Below are 17,840 nucleotides of genomic sequence, written 5' to 3'. Positions count from 1 at the left end.
TCACTGCAATTACATTCCACTACATAAGTTTCACCTACAGGCTGACGTCACACATAGACATATCTATAACAAGCGCTTCTTCATCAAAGAAATTCAACAACTGACGTGCAGTATATGATTTTTACTCTACCACTGATATCGCTTTTTAATGTTATTTCCATCACTTTATGTCCTTCACAGTTATTTTTTCAAACAGATAAAGCCTAAGACTGGTTATCTTATTAACAGTTTTCTCTAGAGTTTCAAATGGTTTTACCTTCCTTATTTTTGTTAATTTATTATATCAATTCATATACTTTTAGTCAATTAAATTTCCTGAATTACAATGAAATCAACAAAAAGAGAGCGGTTTGACAGCCGCTCTCTTTAAAGGTCTTCGTAAATCCTAATTTTAGGTATAACCTAGATTTTCATCCACAGATACAGGAAGAATTGCTATAATGTTACTGTTAAACAATCTACATGTGCGGCTCACATCCAAATTTCGTTTAAAGTGAGGCGTTGTAGATGAAGAAACAGGAACTCCAACGGCAAGAACAAGAGACAAGAGCGAACCGAATAAAGAACCTGTGGGATTGGCTGAATCGTATAGGTACCTCTATTCGGCTTCTCCTCTACCTGCTTTCATCATTGTTCTCGGATGATCAATGATCGAAAACAGCGCTCTAATCGTCACAGTTTAACGTTTACTAACGGATAATTCAGATGTTTGGTTAATACCGGATACATTTCGAGTCTCCTACTATACCCTCAAAGTGTATTGATTGTTTAACTGAGCCGCTACTAACCGGGACAAACACGAATTATCCCCTTATAAAGTTTATCCCCTGTTCCTTATCTATATTCGTCCCAAACAGAAAAAGGAACTTGGCTCCTACCCCAAGTTCCTTTTTTAAATCCAAATTTCTTAAGCAAAGGCATTGCAAGGAAATCAACACACTCCAACTACATCTCAAAGTTGCAGTGCAACATTCCCCTACACCCTCATTTTAACAAAAAAAATCCAGAAATCAAAGCGGCTCTTCTGGATTGAATAAGATTGTTCGTTGAACACATCACACATTTCGAAAAAGTGTAATCATAAGTAACGCGCTTCCGCTTCTCTTCGCTCTTTGGAGCGGGAATCTAAACGTGTTACTTCTTTAATGTCGAAAGAATGAATACCATTCATTACAATAACCTCATTTTCGATGTGCAACCCCAACCTACACCTACATTCTTCCCTCTCGCTAAAGGGACACAAATTTTGATAAAACAGAACATTTTTGATCGGTACTTCAACAGAAACCTGAACTTCTCTTTTGTATTTAGTTTCATCTGTCGTAAAAGACACCAAAGTATTTGTCTTGAGAATTGAAGGATTTTTATAAAAAGGGTCAAGTTCATGGAGACTAAGACCTCTGTAAAGCAATATTGTCTGTCCATCGTTTTCATTTTTAAGTTTATGCTGAGTTTCATAGTACAGGCGCATAATCTCCGCTTTCATTGCCTGCTGGATTAGTGAGAATCCTTGTTTTTGCTTTATTTTTGTTATAACGTTTGGTCGATATCCAAACGATACATCCTTTTGGATATCAAAAAGATCTTGTACCATTTCCGTTAACAAGAATTTAGCTTCTTGTTCATCAACCAAATGATTATCCACCCAAGAGGTTATATATTCGAAATAGTCCCTAATATTTTTCTGATCGCTTCCAAAAATCAAATGATCAAGATATGGATCCTGAACATATAACCAATCTTCCTCAACCATCAGCATCCACCTTTCAGGTATTTTTAAATTCTGCTCAAAAATCCTCTGCATTGATTCGATATTCCGTAGACATTCCATGTCTTCTCAAAATAATTGCATTCATAGCCAATTTGAAATTAACATCATCCAGACTCATTAGTTGCAGGGGATCGACTTTTTCGTTTGCATTAAAGAGGTTGACTGCTAACAGCGCTAATACCCTTAAACCGGATGAGAAGTCCTGTTCCTCAAACATTTCCAATGTATCAAACTCACCTTTATTCACATCGAAATAAGGTTCAATTTTCCGGTTTAATTCTTCATTCCCAGCCATCAAGAAGATAACAGAAAGAAACTCTTTGTTAAACCGATAATGTTCAGGCATATTCCTTCTCATTTCTAGATAATCCTGTTCATGATCAAAATTCAGATATTGAAATTTCACTTAATACATCTCCTTTATATTGGTTGAAAAATAATTATTTGTATTTACAGGATAAAAAAACAACCCCGATGATCAGTCGGGGTTGTTAAGCGCAGCAACCATTGTTCACACAAAACAAAGGTACAATACAAATTATACAGGATATTACCCCCACTTCCAAACCTTTATTATTAAAATTTCAAGGATCACAAAATAAACACATGTGTCTATTCGTTCCCAAAATTCTTTTGATGAAGGGGGGCATCCCCCCTCCACTTAGATGATTCCTTTCTCTTTGAAGCTAACGTATTCGTCGGTATTTGCGGCTACTATGATATGATCCAGTAATCTAATTCCGAGAATATCTCCTGCCCTGTGAAGCCGCTTCGTTGTTTCAATATCTTTCTTGCTTTCAGTAGGATCTGAACTAGGATGATTGTGCGCTACTGCGATAGCCGCCGCATTATTTAAAATAGCTGATTTGAACACTTCTCTCGGTGTTACAATTGCCTCATCTATTGCACCTATACTACAACGATGAATAGCCGTTAAGCGCATCTTAATATTGAATATCAGAACTAAAAAAATTTCTCGATCTTCATCTCTGATATAGTGTTTGACAATTTCAGCAAGGATGTCCGGATCGGCAATGCGATCAAATGCCCCTTTTAAATCTGATTGCTTTATTTCTTGTTTGATACTGACAATTTCAAAAATCGGTTTCATTTATGTGTCTCCTTTTGTGTGAAGTTTTGATGCTACGCTTGTTCCTGACAGTTCAAATTTGCCAGATGATCTTTATGTTATTTCCCCCTTTCTTTAATTTAATTATAACAAAACTCACCGATAAATTAAAGTATTATTATATTTATTTTTATACTTTTGGTCAATAAAATCCATTAAAATAAGGGGGATCACCCCCCCTGTTTCGATCTGCTCTGTTGCGTTCTTCATATAGTAATGATCGCTTTTAGATGTTTTTGATATTCATTATATTTTCAAATTTAATATAATGATTTCCTCCATTTTCATCTTTCATCCTGAACTCTTTTCTTATATGATCAATATAATGAACTGATCCTACACATTCTCTAATATAACCTTCATCATAAATTTCAAATAACAATGTATTCCCACCCTCCATTGATTGAGCAACCGTCATCTCCATTTCTTCAATTTGCTGTTCATCAAGAGACGCTTTTTTAACTTTTTGTCTCTCTTCCGCTAATTGTTTAAGAGCTAATCTATGATCCGGCAAGATAAATTTTTTACTCCAAGGATTTCCCAACAAGACTTTATCCATTTTTCACAACTCCTTTTCTTCATTTTACAGGAACGTATGTTCGTTTTCAATTCGAAGACAGGCGGCTTTTACGATGGACAGATCCTTCTCGTAAAAAAGATGGTAAATACTCCATTGAATCATGTCAGCCCCCTCTCAGCAACCCGGCTCACATACTCCCTATCGTTGGTAAATCCAGTAGTTAAGCTTATCACTATTAAAAACCATAGCGATAAAGTTAAAAAGAAGCCATCATGATTGGCGGCTTCTTAACTCACTACAAAAATGCAATTTATCGGTTTTCACAAACATTTAAAACTTCACATTCGCTAGATTCGCTTTGCTCAGGGAAATTTTGACCTTTCCAAATCAGTTTAACCCCGTGTTTACGCTCCATTATTGACGCAAGATCTTTAGAAATATAATCGGGGTTTTCTCTTTTAGCTTTATCTAAGAGTTTTTCAAATTCATCTTTTGTCATCCCATCCGGAAGATCAAAACCGATTTCTTCACGATAGGAAAAAGTATCATCAAACTCCACTTCTAATCTTATTCCCATTGTTCGTTCTCCCCTTTCGTTTATCAATCCTTATTCATTTTAAATCTCAAACCTAACAACTAAATTTTATTATATCATTTTTTTATTGATTGATTTAAAAATAATAAATCAAAAATATAGTAACAAAAAGAAGAAACCATTATCGTTTCTTCTTTCTGCTATGTATTGCTATTTGACTTCAAATAAAACCTTTGCTCCATCCGGCAATTCATGCAATTCATGTGATACCCATGATCCTGCACCCCTATTATCTTCCGGAGATATGTATTCAATATCAGCTCCCGCTCCACCTTCGCTACACATTGCCATTGGGTACTCGTCTCTGTCGTATCCCCGCTTCGTTGGAACGTCTTTTAACGATTCTTTTCTGTTCTCTTCCACTCCATCTCGATCAATAGTGCATATCTTAGAAGCACCTTTAGCAATGGCATCATTTATATGCTTAGCAGTCTCTGGATACTTCGATGACGGAAAACTTATTTTATAGTCGTATGTCTCGCTCGATGTTCCTTGGGCTACTTTTTCATTTTTCGTTGAACCAATTATGTCACTTAACCAAGAAGCATCTACTTTATAAAGCCCCGCTACAATCGCTATGACAACCACAATAACTGACAATAATTTTTTCATCAGTAACACCTCGTTTATTATTATAGTTTAATTATATAAAAACATATACTTTTAGTCAAATCGATTTCAGAAAATAAACTGCTGTCAAAGTACAACAGCAGTTTTCATTAATTTTCAGAGACCTGTATCCCCATATACGTCTAATCCAAGATTAACACCTACAGAAGATTTGTTATTGAGACCTTGAAAAATTAAAAAAGAGGCTTCATATAAGATAGCCTCTTTATCTTGAGAAAACATACCTCTATAAACTGACGCAGTTTAAACAAGACCAAGTACTCTTTATGCTAATTCAGATTTAGTTTCAATGCTCGAAGTGATCACTTTTCCAGCAACTTTATAAGAGTTAGATGATAGAGCGAAATTTATTGACAATGTTGCAATTGCGGCAAAAGATAGAAGTCCTAATAATAGCTTATTTTTCATAAAGCACATCTCCCCTTCTAATTTGTTTTCTTGCCAGAATACCTCTTCGATAAAACTGAGCTGACTCTTCAAATCTGTCAACTTCATTATAATATGAGGCGGCATCTATTGCCAATTCCTCAACATCAGCGTACAAGGATTTTGACTCTAAATAATCAAATCCTTTTTCTACAATCTTATGATCTGATTCATCTAGATATACGCCTTTCAAAATATTGAGTTGTGCTTCATGTTGCTTGTCCTCTAAAGACTTGGCGCTTCTTATCCCTTTTTCATAAAGATCTAATGCTTGTGGATAATTTCTTTGTTTAATGCAGACATACATTAACTGAAAGTAAGCTTTCGGCACATGAGAAAAACTTTCGGTTTCAAAAATTGTTAATGATTCTTTTATATATTCATAAGCTTCCGAAAATTTTTTCAAATAAAAATAACAGTTACCCACATTGAAGTATGCAGAAGCTAATAAATACTTGCTTTGAATATTTTTAGCCTCTATTAAAGCGTTTTGAAAAGGCTCTAAAGCCTCTTCGTATCTCATGCAGTCCATTTGATTTCCAGCCATGACAAAATAACAAAAGATTTTTTTCTCTTTGAGTGTTTCGTAAGCCTTGAAAGTGTCAAGCGCCATTGTAGCATAATTCATAGAGAGGTAATTCTGGTTGAGGTGATAATAAACTTCTGCCATCTTATAATTAAATTCAGCTCTTTCAATTTCGTCAGTAACAGACGAGAGTTTCTGTTCAGCTATCTTATAGCAAGTGATAGCCGTATTGAAGTTCTTTTGTTTAAACTCATACATACCTTTAAAGAACCAGAAATAATAATTGATCATTTCATCAACTTGGGTTTTTTCAATCTTTTCTTTTTTTGACTCAATATTCACCAAAGAATCTCTTATGTCTATAGCTTTGTTCGGTCTCAAATCTTTCAACATGATTTTATGACGAAAATCAAGCAAGTTATAATAAATGAGTACTTCTTGATCTTCCTCCATATCCTCTATCTCTCTTTTTATTTCAGCTTTAAGGAATTCTGCATCGGTCACATTGTTAAGTCGGATCATGGAGTACCATTCGTTCATTTTAGAAGCAACTATTTCTGATGGAATTTTTTGTTTCATGAATTGAATCCCCTTCCATTATTAAACTTAAATACCTTACAATCCAGTTATTGTATAATGATATCACATTTCCTATTCTTAGAAAATTAAGAATTGAAAATATTCGGTATACCGCAACTAAAAGAGTACAAAAAAAGCCTTGATATTTTCTCGCAAGGCTTATCGCTATTTTATTTAAAGTTTGCTAGGGTTTGCCTAGCCTGTTCCAATGACAATTCTAATGATGAAACAGATATCCTATTTGAGGTATGCGAGACCCCAACTGATAAACTCCATCTTTTTCTACTATAAAGACCGTTTTGTCTTTTAATTTTTTGTGTTCCTTCACAGAAAACCCTTCTGACTTTAGATAAGCAACAGCATTTTTATCCATTCTATAGCCTCCAATATATTTTTAATAATATTATATATCAATTTATACTTTTAGTCAAACGGATGGAACAAAAAAAGAGAGCGGCTCTTAGAACCAATCTCTTTCCAACGTTTCTTAACCTCTATCCTGCCTTTCTCAGCGGACTACCGTAACATGTATCATCATAGCACATAATGCCTTCCTCGCATTTCGTTCCATAAGAAAAAGGCAAGGGAGGGAGCCTGCGACTTTAGACGCCGGAGTCTTCCGTAGCTGAAGTCATCTGTTCAATTGCCCTTTGATAGGTCGTTAGCTTATTTAAGTATGAATCCAGATATACTCCACTAGCTTGCAATCCATCTGAATCATAAAGCGTTTCATTATTTTCAATTTTTCTTTCAAGATTCGCTATAATACCTTTAATTGTTTCAATTTGATTTATTAATGGTTTTTTAATTTTATATTAATTATAATTTTTAATATACTTTTTGTCAATAAAAACTCAGAGAGTCAACTCCGCAATTAACAAAAAAGAGAGCGGCTGTTAGACCGCTCTCTTCAAAACCTTCTTATACCCTATTTTCAGCGTTTCTCAGCCTCGAAACGCTGAAAATAGGTCCTGTTCTTAATTCCTTTAAAACTGCTGTTTTATACAATCTTACAGTCGATTTTTAACATCATTTTTATAATTTGTTGCGTAGAAATATCCATTCGGTACATTCAACTTTTACAATTGGTGTAAATTCATCTTTGTTATTTTCGTTTACTTCCTTATATTCATAACCTTCAATAACCTCATTATCTAAAATGTATTCATAGTTCCTACACAGTTAAATGTTGATTCAATAATTTTCATTGCTTCATAAGTGTTTTTATTTGTTTTAATAAATTCCATTTTCATCATTTCCCTTTCTGTTTAAAATTCTTGTTTTATTCTTTAGTTTTCAAAAATCAATTCTGAATTACTGTCTATTAGAGAATCCGACAGTATAACATTTTTATATTCGTCATATTCTAAGTCAGAAAGATAAACCTTAAACCCTTTTTTACTACTTGATTTTATAAGGCTTACAAGTTTTTCTGCTTCATTAAGCGCACTATCTTTAAATAAAAAACTACTCATCTTTTCCCCGCCGTTATTGGATTTTAACACTACACCGTAAAGAGTTTTGATACTCATATATACCATTTCCTCCTATGTAAAATTGTTGTTTTATATACTTCTAAAATTTATATAATCTTTTAGAACAATTTCACCATTTCGACTATCTTCGATTCTATAGTCTGTTTGGTTAAATTTCTTTTTATGTTCTTCATAAAACTCTTTTAATGCTCCTAAATCTTCCGATACCGCTATAGTTACCCATCTGTAAGACTGATGGGTGCTATTACTCAACTGTGTTTCTTTTACAATATGAGGTTCTGCGTAGTCTAATCTATAATTCACTTTAGCCGCTCCATTCTGTTTAAAATATGCATTTTATTCAACCAACTCTGTATTTCGATTTTATTATATATTTATATATACTTTTTGTCAAGTTCGACCCGAAAAGTCATAACCAAAATAAACAAAGAAGAGAGCGATCATTAAATCATCCTCTCTTTATCTCAATTACTTACTCAGAAACTTTTCCTTCAAGCACAACCATGCTGGCCCGTTATTTAACCCGTACTCATCCATTGAACTGCCATCCACTTGTTAAAATATAATATTGATGATAAAATGGATAATAAAAGTATTGCAATATTTTTATCATCTGACTATTTAATGTCATGATGTTAACTAAAAAGACTCGACTGCTGGGAACAGTCGAGTCAATCGCACAAAGCAGGCCATTAGCGGCCAAAGCTCTTTTGTGTCTTTTTTTGAATAGACTACCCCTGTAACTTTCCAGGTCTCAAGGGTGGTCAATTGCTGAATATTTCTTTTTTGGCATTATGAGAAAAGGTCATCCCATCAATGGGCGGCCTTTTCTTTTGGCATAAATACAGCTTTTCCATAACGGAATTAAAGATTTTCCGAACTATAAAGCCCACTCCTTTCGAACACAGCCAAACGATTTCGAGAAAACATCTCTTGTTCCTCTGATAGATAAAGTCTAAATTTGTATGCTTTCAATCGTTCCACAGGATTCACCTATCTTCTCTTTTATTTTGCCCTTGGCTTTGTATATATTGCTTGATGACTTCAATCGGAACGCCTCCGGTTGTCAAAAGACAGAAGCTTTTCGACCAGAACATTTCTTTCCATAGGTGTTCTTTTACTGTTGGGAAATCACGTTTTATCAGTCTGGAGCTGGCACTTTTGTAAGCATTGATGAATTTAGTCAGCTCTGTCTTTGGATGTGATTTGAACTTGATATGAATATGATCTTCGTCATGATTCCACTCTATCAACGTGATATGATAAGATTCAGCAATTCTAACGAATGTTTGTTTTGCGTATTCTGATATTTCATCATCAATCACTTTTCGGCGATACTTTGTCACTAACACTAAGTGATAATACAGCGAGAACACTGAATGGTTATTACTGTCTAATATCATAATATTATCAACCTTTCGTTCACATAAGACTGATTATATCATGGCACAAAAAAAAGAGACAACTCTTAGGCTACGCCTAACCGATATTCATCTCCCACTTACTCATTGGGCTACGCCCTACACATTCCTTGAAGTGGAAGTCTTCTGTCGAGAACTGATAAACACTATGTATACAGCCGCAATAATAACATTTAAAATCTCAATTTTCATAACAAAATTATTCAAAATCATTAATAGAAACATTACTAATGTCGTATACCACCATATAAACTCGTATTTTTTGTCACTCATACTTGGTATACCCCCTCTTTTCTCTACATTTTTCTGCCGCTCCATATCAAATCAAAACAGCGGCGATCTCCTTTGTTCCCGAGACGATAAATCCTTCTAATCACCTTTACTTCGTTCAAACAAGACGCAAACTGAATCTGTTATGAAATTATTTGAATTTAAAAAGCTGTTTAATTGACTTAAGAATAATAGTCAGCCATCGTTTATTTTTATTGATTTTTTCTTTTAATGGATTGTTGCTGTAATCATTGCTTTTAAAGTCCTGAATATTAGCATGTCTCTCTGGAGACTTGGCTTGAACAATGTTAGAAACTCTCGGCACATCTTCTTTTTTGTCACTCTTTTGATCCATCTTCGGTTTCTGAACTGAAACTTTCGAAATTTGAGGCTGATTAGACCGTTTGAAATGATCTATGATCGACTCGGTCTCCACATTCTTTTTTGACAAAAACAACTCGGCACTCTTTATTTGGATCCGCTCATCCTCCATGAACAGAAGAAAAGCAACATAATTATTAAAACGCTTGAGTTTTTCAATCTTGAAGAAAGCGGAAGGAAGGAGCTCTTTTAATTTAGAAAAGAGGTTTTTGCTCCCTGTCTTCAAATAACCATAGCCATAATACAAATTTTTCTTGCTATAAATCGAATCTTTTCCCAATTGACATAAAAATAACGATTTATTATTGTCTCTTCGAATGACTCTATTGAATTTGAAATCCATTTTCACTGGAAAGAACCTGTATTCACAAACCTTTTTTGTCTTGGGTGTTTTTTTGCCGGAACATTTTTGAATAAATCCCTTACTGTCCATGACAAAAAGAGAATCTAATCGAAGCATTTCTACTAATTCATACGGGATTTGTTTGCGTTTTTTCTCATTATGAAACTGTTCGTATCCAAATCTGTTGATATGGAAAATCCAAAGAACAGGATAACCAAGTTTATTATAATCCTGAGTTCGTTCTTTTACGTCTTTAAATTCTATTTTGGAAGCTTGGAACTCTACAACGAGCGTTTGAGACTGTCCGTAAATAACCATATCAGCTCTTCTATTTGGAATTAAACACTTTTCCAGCTCAATTGTTAGGCTAGGATATTTATTTTTTAAAAAATTAAAAAAAATCTTTTTCATATCGTAGTGCTCTTTACTCTCATTATCCCCTGAAAAAGGGCAGTCGACTAAAGCTTTATGAGCAAAATGAGGGCGATTTATTTCGCCTTTCCTATATATCATTTCACTATAACAATGCGGGCAATAATAGAGGTCGCCTCTGGATAACTCTTCCCATGCATAGACAATTTCTTTGGATTCATTCATCGCTTTTGCTTGCAGTGTTCTCCCCTTCTTTCTGAGAAAAAATACATTGTTCCTTCATTGCACCATCCAATTATGCACATATTTTCCTTCTTCTATTTTAACCTAATCAGTGTGAATTCGCCCATCTCTAGGCGGTGTGATGAGTCGCCTTTTTAGAGAATCAAATACAAGTCCTCCAATCCAGTGCTAAAACGCCCCCGAACAGGGATAAACACGTCTGAGAATATGCTCAGATTCACTTCTGAGGGGTTTTAGGCAAATGGGTGAGAAAGGAGCGGTAACATTAATGACGACAACTTATCCGCCCTTTAATGAGAGCGGACTCTCTTCTTATTATTAGACTCCATACGATATATCGATCTTCTGTCTTCTCAGTACAGCGGCCGCTCCCCTTCATTCCTCCGAGTCTAATCCTCTGGCATTTTTGCCGCTACATAGCGTTATAGTGCCCCCCTTACGTACACTCAAAAACCCCTTCACACACTGTGAGGGGTTCCTAACGTCGTCTTACTGCGTTCTTTCTCTTCTCTCTGTTTTAAAAGGGAAGGGAGTCATCAACCAAATCGCCATCTTTTTCTTTTCCCGGCTTCTCTTGAATTGATTCGGGGGAGAATGACCAAGCCACCACGCACAACAGGGATAGGCAATAAACGGTTATTTCTATAACTTGCAGTTTATCCTCATCCATTTTGAACCTCCAAATATTTAATAAAGATTGAAAGTTAAGAGTCGTAGATAGCAAAGCCGTTGGATTATCTAGGTCTAGCCGGGTTAGATTCCCGTATAGAAAACAACTGATCGAATTAAGTCTTGGACTGCAAAAGCCCCTTCATTTTCTCCAGAGAAATTTTATTAAGTTCTAAACTTAGTCAAGATCTTGCTCTCCGTAGCAACTTAAAACATCGGGCACTTTCTCTTCAATACAACATGCTTATGGCCTCTTTCTTCCATAACGCAATTCATGCATTTTTGTGTCATCGCTCCACCAATTTCCTTTAATTTGAATTAGTGTTATAATATGTAAACGAAAGGGAGGGATTTTTCATGAAAAAATTTATAGTTTGTACAATGTTATCTCTATTATTAATGCTGAATTTCAATGTACAGAACTCGATGGCAAAAATCAAAAAAGAACAGACAAAAGTGAGTTTCACAATGACTGAAGATAACATTGGGTTTCTCATGGGAGACGACAATAATCGAAATAATTCACCCAACTTGGCTGTTCTACAGATTTACAATATTTAATGCAGAAGGATGTACCCTAAACATTAAATTGCAGAGAATTACGCTAGGTGGAGACCTTTTAACATTTAGTGAGAAAGAGTTTACGGGGAATCATTTTGACTTTAGTGCAACGGACAAAGTAGAGGGACATCCGTCTAGAAACCATTATTTGAATATCACTAAAGTGTCTGGTTGTGGAGATGCCAAAATCAAAGGATTTTATGGTTTTGAACATAAAGAGCCGGACTGGTTCTAAAATGCTCGTTGACACTCCCACCCATAAATAGGCAAGCTGGCTAACGCCAGTGGGATTCTTGAATGACTAAGCGTTCTCAGTCCATTTCTGTTTTGAACAGCCTTCAAGATTGCGGTGTGTCATCACCACTCCCACGACAGACCATATAGGTTCGTAGGCTACGGCACTATGACCATGACGTACAGATGGTTTCGTTCTACATGTTTTTGCGTGTTGTACTTCACGACACATATAGTTTTACGTGCGAAATGACTTTGTTCGCAAAACCCCATACTATATCTAGTTTTCAACGAACGAGAGTGTTTTAGAGACTTTTGCTTGTCTATATGAAAATGATACCATTTCAAATGCTTGATGTACAGAACATACCTTCGGTATTTATCTGTACACTGCATTTGCCCTCACTATCATCCCATGTCTAAAGACGGGCTACGCCCTGCATGGGCTTTCTCGTTTGGAAAATCTGTAAACCCAAGAGGACTCATGCTTTGGAGTCCTCTTGGGTTTAAATGTATGAACCAAACTCTTCAAATGTACCCTCAAGAAGTTTTATCGCATGTTTACTATTAAGCATAGCTTAAGGAATGGCTTCTCACAGCATCTTTCAACCATGTTCTCTCCCTCCCCTCAATGGTACGTACCTAATCTCATTTTTAAACCTTTTGCTTATCATAGCCGAAAAATCCATGTTTCACTTTCACAGTGTGAACCCCTGACCAAAACGTTTCGACCTTAAAGTAGTACCAATCACCATTCTTTTTCAAAAACTCTTTTATATCGTAACCTTCTTTAATCAAGTATTCTTGAATTTCTTTCTTCTTGTCTCCAAACATACCATCTATCCCTTCCTTTTTTTAAAAATTTTACCACGATGCGTAGATAATTGCCTTTATTTTTCCGCTTTTTTCTGAGTCTCATTTCGTTTCAGCTATCGGGATATGCAACTTATAAAGTCGATAGGCGGAATTGTACCAAATTGAAATAATAACTGAGAGAAAGAGGAATCAAAAAAGGCCCCGAGAGCGGAACCTTTAACAATAATGATTTATTTTAATATTTGTAGGGCGTAGTTGAACTGAAAATGTACGGGATAGGATTTTTCGATCCGATATTCTCAAGCTTGTATCTGAATTTAGTGTTGAAGTCAAGGTTGCGAACATTAACTTTAAAGAACGTAATGCCTTTCTTTGTAACATAAAAAGTCTTGTAATCTTTCCAGCCTTTTTTGCTTTTATATTGCAATGTGGCTTTTATTTTCCCAGAACGTTGGGGCCAAATTGATGTACCAGGAGATCCTGTTACGACACCGTTCATTTTGTATGCATATCCATAGCCGAAGGTGTTTGTGTAAACGGCTTTTTTATAGAATAAATTTCCTTGTCGGCTAACGTCTACACCAAATTTAGTTTTTCGTATGGTCTCCTTGGTTTTTGCAGGGTTTAAATCAGCATATGCCTTTTCCTCAGCTTGGCTAAATTTTAATCTTGAATTTGACATAAAGTTGTATGGAATAGCCTTTTTAGAACCTATATTTTCAAATTTAAATCTGAATTTAGTTTTCAGGCTAAGGTAACTTTTTTCATGAAAGTACTTACTGCCTTTCTTTGTAACATAATATGTCTTGTAATTTTTCCAGCCTTTTTTGGTTTTATATTGCAGTGTAGCTTTCACTTTGCCTGATCGATACGTAGTGATTGATGTAAAAATCGTTCCGATTTGATAATAACCAAAAGTATTTGAGTATGTAGGTTTTTTGTATTTCAGTTTACCTTCTCGGTGAACTAGAATTCCAGATTTATATTTGAGCGTGCTATCTTTAGCGTGTGCAATATCAGAACTCACAAAACCAATTGATGCAAAGCTCCCAATTGCAACCATTAAGACTAACAAAAGTTTGATTGTTTTCTTTTTCAAATGAATTTCCTCCTATCTTCAATTAGACCAAATATCCTCCTTTTTATAATAATTAGAGTGGATAAAAATAACATCGGTCTAAAAAACCATTTAACAGAAATTCACTTGACATATTTTGTCGAATAAGATCGAAATAATGACTATTTCCTCATGATTAATTACCCTTTTTGCATTTTAAGTGGAGATAAATTTCCCCATTCCCCAGCTTCAAGAGTGTTTAATACAGAAGATGAATTCAAAGAAGTCTAAACTGACCACTCCCCATGATTAAAGTCAGGGGGTTCTTGGGGAAAGCGAACAATCGCTGATTCCAGTACACTTCACTAAGGTATCTTATCTTTCCTTAACGCTCCATTTCGAAAATTGCTATTATGAGCTTTTCATACACACCTCTTTGACGATAAGTATATAATATACTATAATTAAATTAGAATAGTGAACATAAAAGTTTTCATTTTTTGATACAGAAAGGTATGATGACTTGATGATTTGCAAATGGAAAATCAAACATCATAAAGTAGCTCACAATAGAAAATCGGATTTAGACGAATGGATAATTGAAGAGGTTGATTGGCATATCTTTAAAGAATATATCGAGATGTGGGTTGGGAAAAAATATGAGGGCGAACTTCCGAAAGTCGGAGAACCATTCACTGTTTCTTATAGACGCAAGAAATTCACGTTTGAGAGATTGAATTAAGTTTAATTTCATCTAAACTTAACGTAGGATACCCCCACTTCAAGGATTGTGAAGGGCGTAGCCCAATGAGTAAGTGCAGTAGGAGCCGTAAGCGTGACTGCTTTTGTTGGCATTATATCAATTGGTGCTTTTCTTTTGTTAAATCCCCTTGTGGTTCTTGGACTTGCAACTTCAAGTATGATGCTATCACTTTTTTCGGAAATGTTATTGTTTTTATCCGGCCGCAAGAAGTATCCATTTGAGACTAAAACCCCTGAGAAACGATTCTGAGCATTCTCAGGGGTATTCCTTTTATCTTCACTCCCCTTCACTCCGGGCTTATGTCACCTCATAGCAACCACAGAACAGCCACCGATCTCCCCTGTTCCTTACTTGCCTTTACATAAAATTAAGAAAATTTTTTCATTATTCGGTTTACGATAGGGATAACCTTCTATATATTCGGAATCGAGTTAATTATAGGAGGTATTGTAAGTGAAAATCTGTACAAACTTCAAAAAGTGGTTTCTTGTATTCTCTTTTTTCTCAGGATTATTGTCGATGGCCCTTTTCGCTAACAGCACTACTGTTCTGGCTTTTGATGACCGTGATCTCCCTACATCAAGTGATGGAAAAGAGATCACCAAAGAAGAAATGCAAGAATTTAAGAGAACTATGGGAGACAAAAACACTTCTCCTGCTTTTGAAGGAACAGGCGATTTGACTCCTTCTACAGATGGATCCTATGACGAAAAACAAAACAGCCTTGAAGAAATTACCCTCAATGGAGTTATCGGAAAAGATAATAGAACAAGAGTCAATAACACGACAACATATCCTCATAGAGCTATCACATATCTTGAAATAAGATATCCTAAATCTAAATCTCCTATTCAATGCACAGGATTTTTTGTGAACCCTGACACAGTTGTTACTGCCGGCCATTGTTTACATAACAAAAATCAAGGCGGCTGGGTAAAGTCTGTAAAAGTTATTCCCGGAAAAAACGGTAAGAGTCATCCTTATAGCCATGTTTGGGGAACCACTGCATATTCTGTTAAAGGTTGGACAGAATATCAAGACCCTAACTTTGATTATGGAGCGGTTAAAGTAGAGAGAAAGTTGGGGAACACAGTAGGATGGTTAGGTTATGAGTGGCAATCCTCAACCCTCTCTGGAACAAACGTTACTGTTCAGGGATACCCTGATAGTAAACCTCTAGGAACAATGTGGAAACATTCCGGGGAAATAATATTGACTGAACCTTATACTATTAGATACACGATAGACACATCACCGGGACAAAGCGGAGGCCCTGTATATAAATCAAATAATAAGGCTGTTGGGATTAATACGAAGGAGCATTGGGTAGGAGATAAAAAAAATTTCATTTACAATAGCGGTACTCGAATTACAAAGTCTGTATATGATAATATAAGCTACTGGAAGGGGCTATGATTTTGAAATTCATCTCGAATTTTATCCTTCTCACTCTGTCTTTCATAATTATTTGCGGCTGTAGCAACACCAATCATAAAGATCATCCTATAAAAGAGGACAAACCCATTTTGACATCGGTTACTATTAAAGTAAGCGATAAAGACAAGAAGCCGCTTCAAAACATACGAGCTGTAGAAGATGCGAAACCTGACAGAGAGAATTCGAGAGCGACTATCGGGCATACAATCGGAATTACTAATAAAGATGGAAACATTGAGTGGGAGGTAGAGACAGGAGAACATGTAATCATTCTATACGCCCCAAAACCCGAGGATGACTTCCGTAAGTACACAGTCAATATAACAGAAGATTCAACTACAATCGATTTAGTTTATAAATAAATATAAAAAGGCTCCCTTTCACTGAGAAGCGATAAAGCCGACTCATACAGCCTTATCAAATGAATATGGTTGCTGTTGTTTTTTCGTCCCAAATTAAAATATAAGCTTTTTGAAAAAGCCATCTCTGTATCGGGACGGCTTTTTCTATTATCAAGGCAAAGAGTGTTTGATCCCCAAGGCTCCATCCCCCTCTGCACCACAAAACAACGGCCGCTCCCCCCCACCAATCCCCCTTCTTACATATCGCTCATTCCGACCGTTCCCAAGCGCTATGTAGAAGACATAAAACCTCTTAGGTATAACTGAGACAAAAAATTGTCTTTAGCCGGAAAACAAGTCAAAAATGCTATATAATTTGAATATCAGATATGCAAAAGCGGCGGTGATTCATTGGAGAGGAGGATCACATCAATGAGTATAGGTCAAAAAATCAAAAAATTGAGAGATGATAAAAATTGGAGTCAAGGACAATTAGCATTAGCCTTAAAGAAGCACCAAACCACTGTTTCTCTGTATGAACTAGATAAACGAAAACCCGGACGAGATACACTAATCAAATTATCTCTGATGTTCAAGGTGCCAATGGAGTATTTCGTTGATAACGAAAATATAGCCGCTTCCAGTCACCCAAAAAAGAGTGTAGATCTAACAATATTTCCTTCTGAACTTAACCTTAAACTGAACGAAATCGCACAAAAATACAAAAAACAAAATAATGGAGAACCCCTTCTTACAATAGAAGAGGCGGAGCAAGCTATTGCATACATTGAAGAATTACTCTCCATGAGACATAACAAATGACCCCGCTGAGCCCTTGCTGTTCCATAGATACAAAGAGCAAGGGCTATTTGCTTCCAACCCTTCATATCAGATCAGAATAAAATCAAAGTTACAGCCAGCCTACTACCTAAATTCGGTCTTAAATCATCATCACATGGATTCCATGTATTAAAAATGCTCTTCCTCTTAGTTTTTCTCCATTGTTTATGTATGCTTCTTCAAGAACCTCTATGGCTTCTTTCAATTCGGAGTATTCCATATCCCCTTGTAAATTGGCATCTATATATCCAATCGTCCAAAGAAAAGACCATTATTAAAGATTCTTTTAAAGAAACTCTTTAATAATGGTCTTTTATACAAACACAATAACTCACCAAAAACACGGCTGACACACAGACACCTGACGTTAATTAATCACATGTTTCCGGACTTATTTGTTATTGTGAATTCATTATAAAA

Annotated in this window: 20 protein-coding genes and 1 pseudogene; 5 read left to right on the top strand and 16 right to left on the bottom strand. The window is 35.6% G+C overall.

Annotated features, from left to right (window positions below; genetic code table 11):
- Positions 1–1,078: 1,078 nt before the first annotated feature.
- From AB447_RS24585 to AB447_RS26030, 14 genes are all read right to left on the bottom strand, one after another.
- Entirely contained in the window at positions 1,079–1,753 is a 675-nt protein-coding gene (locus tag AB447_RS24585; RefSeq protein ID WP_057957795.1) for a hypothetical protein, read from the bottom strand.
- Between the two features lie 34 nt (positions 1,754–1,787).
- Complete coding sequence (locus tag AB447_RS24580) at positions 1,788–2,177, bottom strand: DUF6075 family protein (RefSeq protein WP_048356198.1); 390 nt, start codon at positions 2,175–2,177, stop codon at positions 1,788–1,790.
- 255 nt (positions 2,178–2,432) lie between these two features.
- The gene (locus AB447_RS24575) at positions 2,433–2,882 is read right to left on the bottom strand and encodes a JAB domain-containing protein (RefSeq protein ID WP_048356197.1); all 450 of its coding nucleotides are present in this window, start codon (positions 2,880–2,882) and stop codon (positions 2,433–2,435) included.
- Between the two features lie 244 nt (positions 2,883–3,126).
- The gene (locus AB447_RS24570) at positions 3,127–3,459 is read right to left on the bottom strand and encodes a YolD-like family protein (RefSeq protein ID WP_048356196.1); all 333 of its coding nucleotides are present in this window, start codon (positions 3,457–3,459) and stop codon (positions 3,127–3,129) included.
- A 271-nt stretch (positions 3,460–3,730) separates the two neighbouring features.
- Positions 3,731–3,997 carry a hypothetical protein gene (locus tag AB447_RS24565; RefSeq protein WP_048356195.1) on the bottom strand — a complete coding sequence of 89 codons (267 nt, stop codon included), beginning with the start codon at positions 3,995–3,997 and terminating at the stop codon, positions 3,731–3,733.
- A gap of 168 nt (positions 3,998–4,165) precedes the next feature.
- Complete coding sequence (locus tag AB447_RS24560; protein ID WP_048356194.1) at positions 4,166–4,627, bottom strand: NucA/NucB deoxyribonuclease domain-containing protein; 462 nt, start codon at positions 4,625–4,627, stop codon at positions 4,166–4,168.
- A 282-nt stretch (positions 4,628–4,909) separates the two neighbouring features.
- The gene (locus AB447_RS26040) at positions 4,910–5,053 is read right to left on the bottom strand and encodes a hypothetical protein (RefSeq protein WP_156416023.1); all 144 of its coding nucleotides are present in this window, start codon (positions 5,051–5,053) and stop codon (positions 4,910–4,912) included.
- On the bottom strand, positions 5,043–6,176 hold the full coding sequence (locus AB447_RS24555) for a Rap family tetratricopeptide repeat protein (RefSeq protein ID WP_057957794.1): 1,134 nt from the start codon (positions 6,174–6,176) through the stop codon (positions 5,043–5,045). The genes AB447_RS26040 and AB447_RS24555 overlap by 11 nt, the downstream gene beginning before the upstream one ends.
- 217 nt (positions 6,177–6,393) lie before the next feature.
- The gene (locus AB447_RS26035; protein WP_156416022.1) at positions 6,394–6,549 is read right to left on the bottom strand and encodes a hypothetical protein; all 156 of its coding nucleotides are present in this window, start codon (positions 6,547–6,549) and stop codon (positions 6,394–6,396) included.
- 916 nt (positions 6,550–7,465) lie between these two features.
- Positions 7,466–7,708: a hypothetical protein gene (locus AB447_RS24550; RefSeq protein WP_048356560.1), complete on the bottom strand. Its 243-nt coding sequence runs from the start codon at positions 7,706–7,708 to the stop codon at positions 7,466–7,468.
- A 33-nt stretch (positions 7,709–7,741) separates the two neighbouring features.
- Complete coding sequence (locus tag AB447_RS24545) at positions 7,742–7,975, bottom strand: hypothetical protein (RefSeq protein WP_057957793.1); 234 nt, start codon at positions 7,973–7,975, stop codon at positions 7,742–7,744.
- A gap of 686 nt (positions 7,976–8,661) precedes the next feature.
- The gene (gene tnpA, locus AB447_RS24540; RefSeq protein WP_048354127.1) at positions 8,662–9,075 is read right to left on the bottom strand and encodes an IS200/IS605 family transposase; all 414 of its coding nucleotides are present in this window, start codon (positions 9,073–9,075) and stop codon (positions 8,662–8,664) included.
- A gap of 439 nt (positions 9,076–9,514) precedes the next feature.
- Positions 9,515–10,684 (bottom strand): competence protein CoiA, encoded by a 1,170-nt coding sequence (locus AB447_RS24535; protein ID WP_048354129.1) that lies wholly within the window; start codon positions 10,682–10,684, stop codon positions 9,515–9,517.
- A gap of 535 nt (positions 10,685–11,219) precedes the next feature.
- Complete coding sequence (locus AB447_RS26030) at positions 11,220–11,372, bottom strand: hypothetical protein (RefSeq protein WP_156416021.1); 153 nt, start codon at positions 11,370–11,372, stop codon at positions 11,220–11,222.
- 398 nt (positions 11,373–11,770) lie between these two features.
- On the opposite strand from AB447_RS26030, the pseudogene AB447_RS27135 reads away from it, so the two are divergent.
- A pseudogene (locus AB447_RS27135) lies at positions 11,771–12,167 on the top strand (hypothetical protein).
- Between the two features lie 653 nt (positions 12,168–12,820).
- On the opposite strand, the gene AB447_RS24525 reads toward AB447_RS27135, so the two are convergent.
- The gene (locus AB447_RS24525; protein ID WP_048354130.1) at positions 12,821–13,000 is read right to left on the bottom strand and encodes a hypothetical protein; all 180 of its coding nucleotides are present in this window, start codon (positions 12,998–13,000) and stop codon (positions 12,821–12,823) included.
- Positions 13,001–13,217: 217 nt separating this feature from the next.
- Positions 13,218–14,081 carry a hypothetical protein gene (locus AB447_RS24520; RefSeq protein ID WP_048354131.1) on the bottom strand — a complete coding sequence of 288 codons (864 nt, stop codon included), beginning with the start codon at positions 14,079–14,081 and terminating at the stop codon, positions 13,218–13,220.
- 793 nt (positions 14,082–14,874) lie between these two features.
- On the opposite strand from AB447_RS24520, the gene AB447_RS26025 reads away from it, so the two are divergent.
- The 4 genes from AB447_RS26025 to AB447_RS24490 all read left to right on the top strand — a co-directional run bounded on the left by AB447_RS26025 (position 14,875) and on the right by AB447_RS24490 (position 17,402).
- Positions 14,875–15,051, top strand: coding sequence for a hypothetical protein (locus tag AB447_RS26025; RefSeq protein WP_156416020.1), 177 nt, complete (start codon positions 14,875–14,877; stop codon positions 15,049–15,051).
- A 204-nt stretch (positions 15,052–15,255) separates the two neighbouring features.
- Positions 15,256–16,218 (top strand): trypsin-like serine peptidase, encoded by a 963-nt coding sequence (locus AB447_RS24505; RefSeq protein WP_057957791.1) that lies wholly within the window; start codon positions 15,256–15,258, stop codon positions 16,216–16,218.
- A 2-nt stretch (positions 16,219–16,220) separates the two neighbouring features.
- A complete protein-coding gene (locus AB447_RS24500; RefSeq protein ID WP_048354134.1) occupies positions 16,221–16,601 on the top strand; it encodes a DUF2606 family protein in 381 nt (126 codons plus the stop codon).
- A gap of 411 nt (positions 16,602–17,012) precedes the next feature.
- Entirely contained in the window at positions 17,013–17,402 is a 390-nt protein-coding gene (locus tag AB447_RS24490; RefSeq protein ID WP_053075390.1) for a helix-turn-helix domain-containing protein, read from the top strand.
- Positions 17,403–17,840: the final 438 nt, after the last annotated feature.

It is taken from the genome of Bacillus glycinifermentans (assembly GCF_001042475.2).
GTDB classification, from domain to species: Bacteria; Bacillota; Bacilli; order Bacillales; family Bacillaceae; genus Bacillus; species Bacillus glycinifermentans.
Note: the sequence above shows the minus strand (reverse complement) of the source record. Positions and strands in the feature narration are given on the sequence as shown.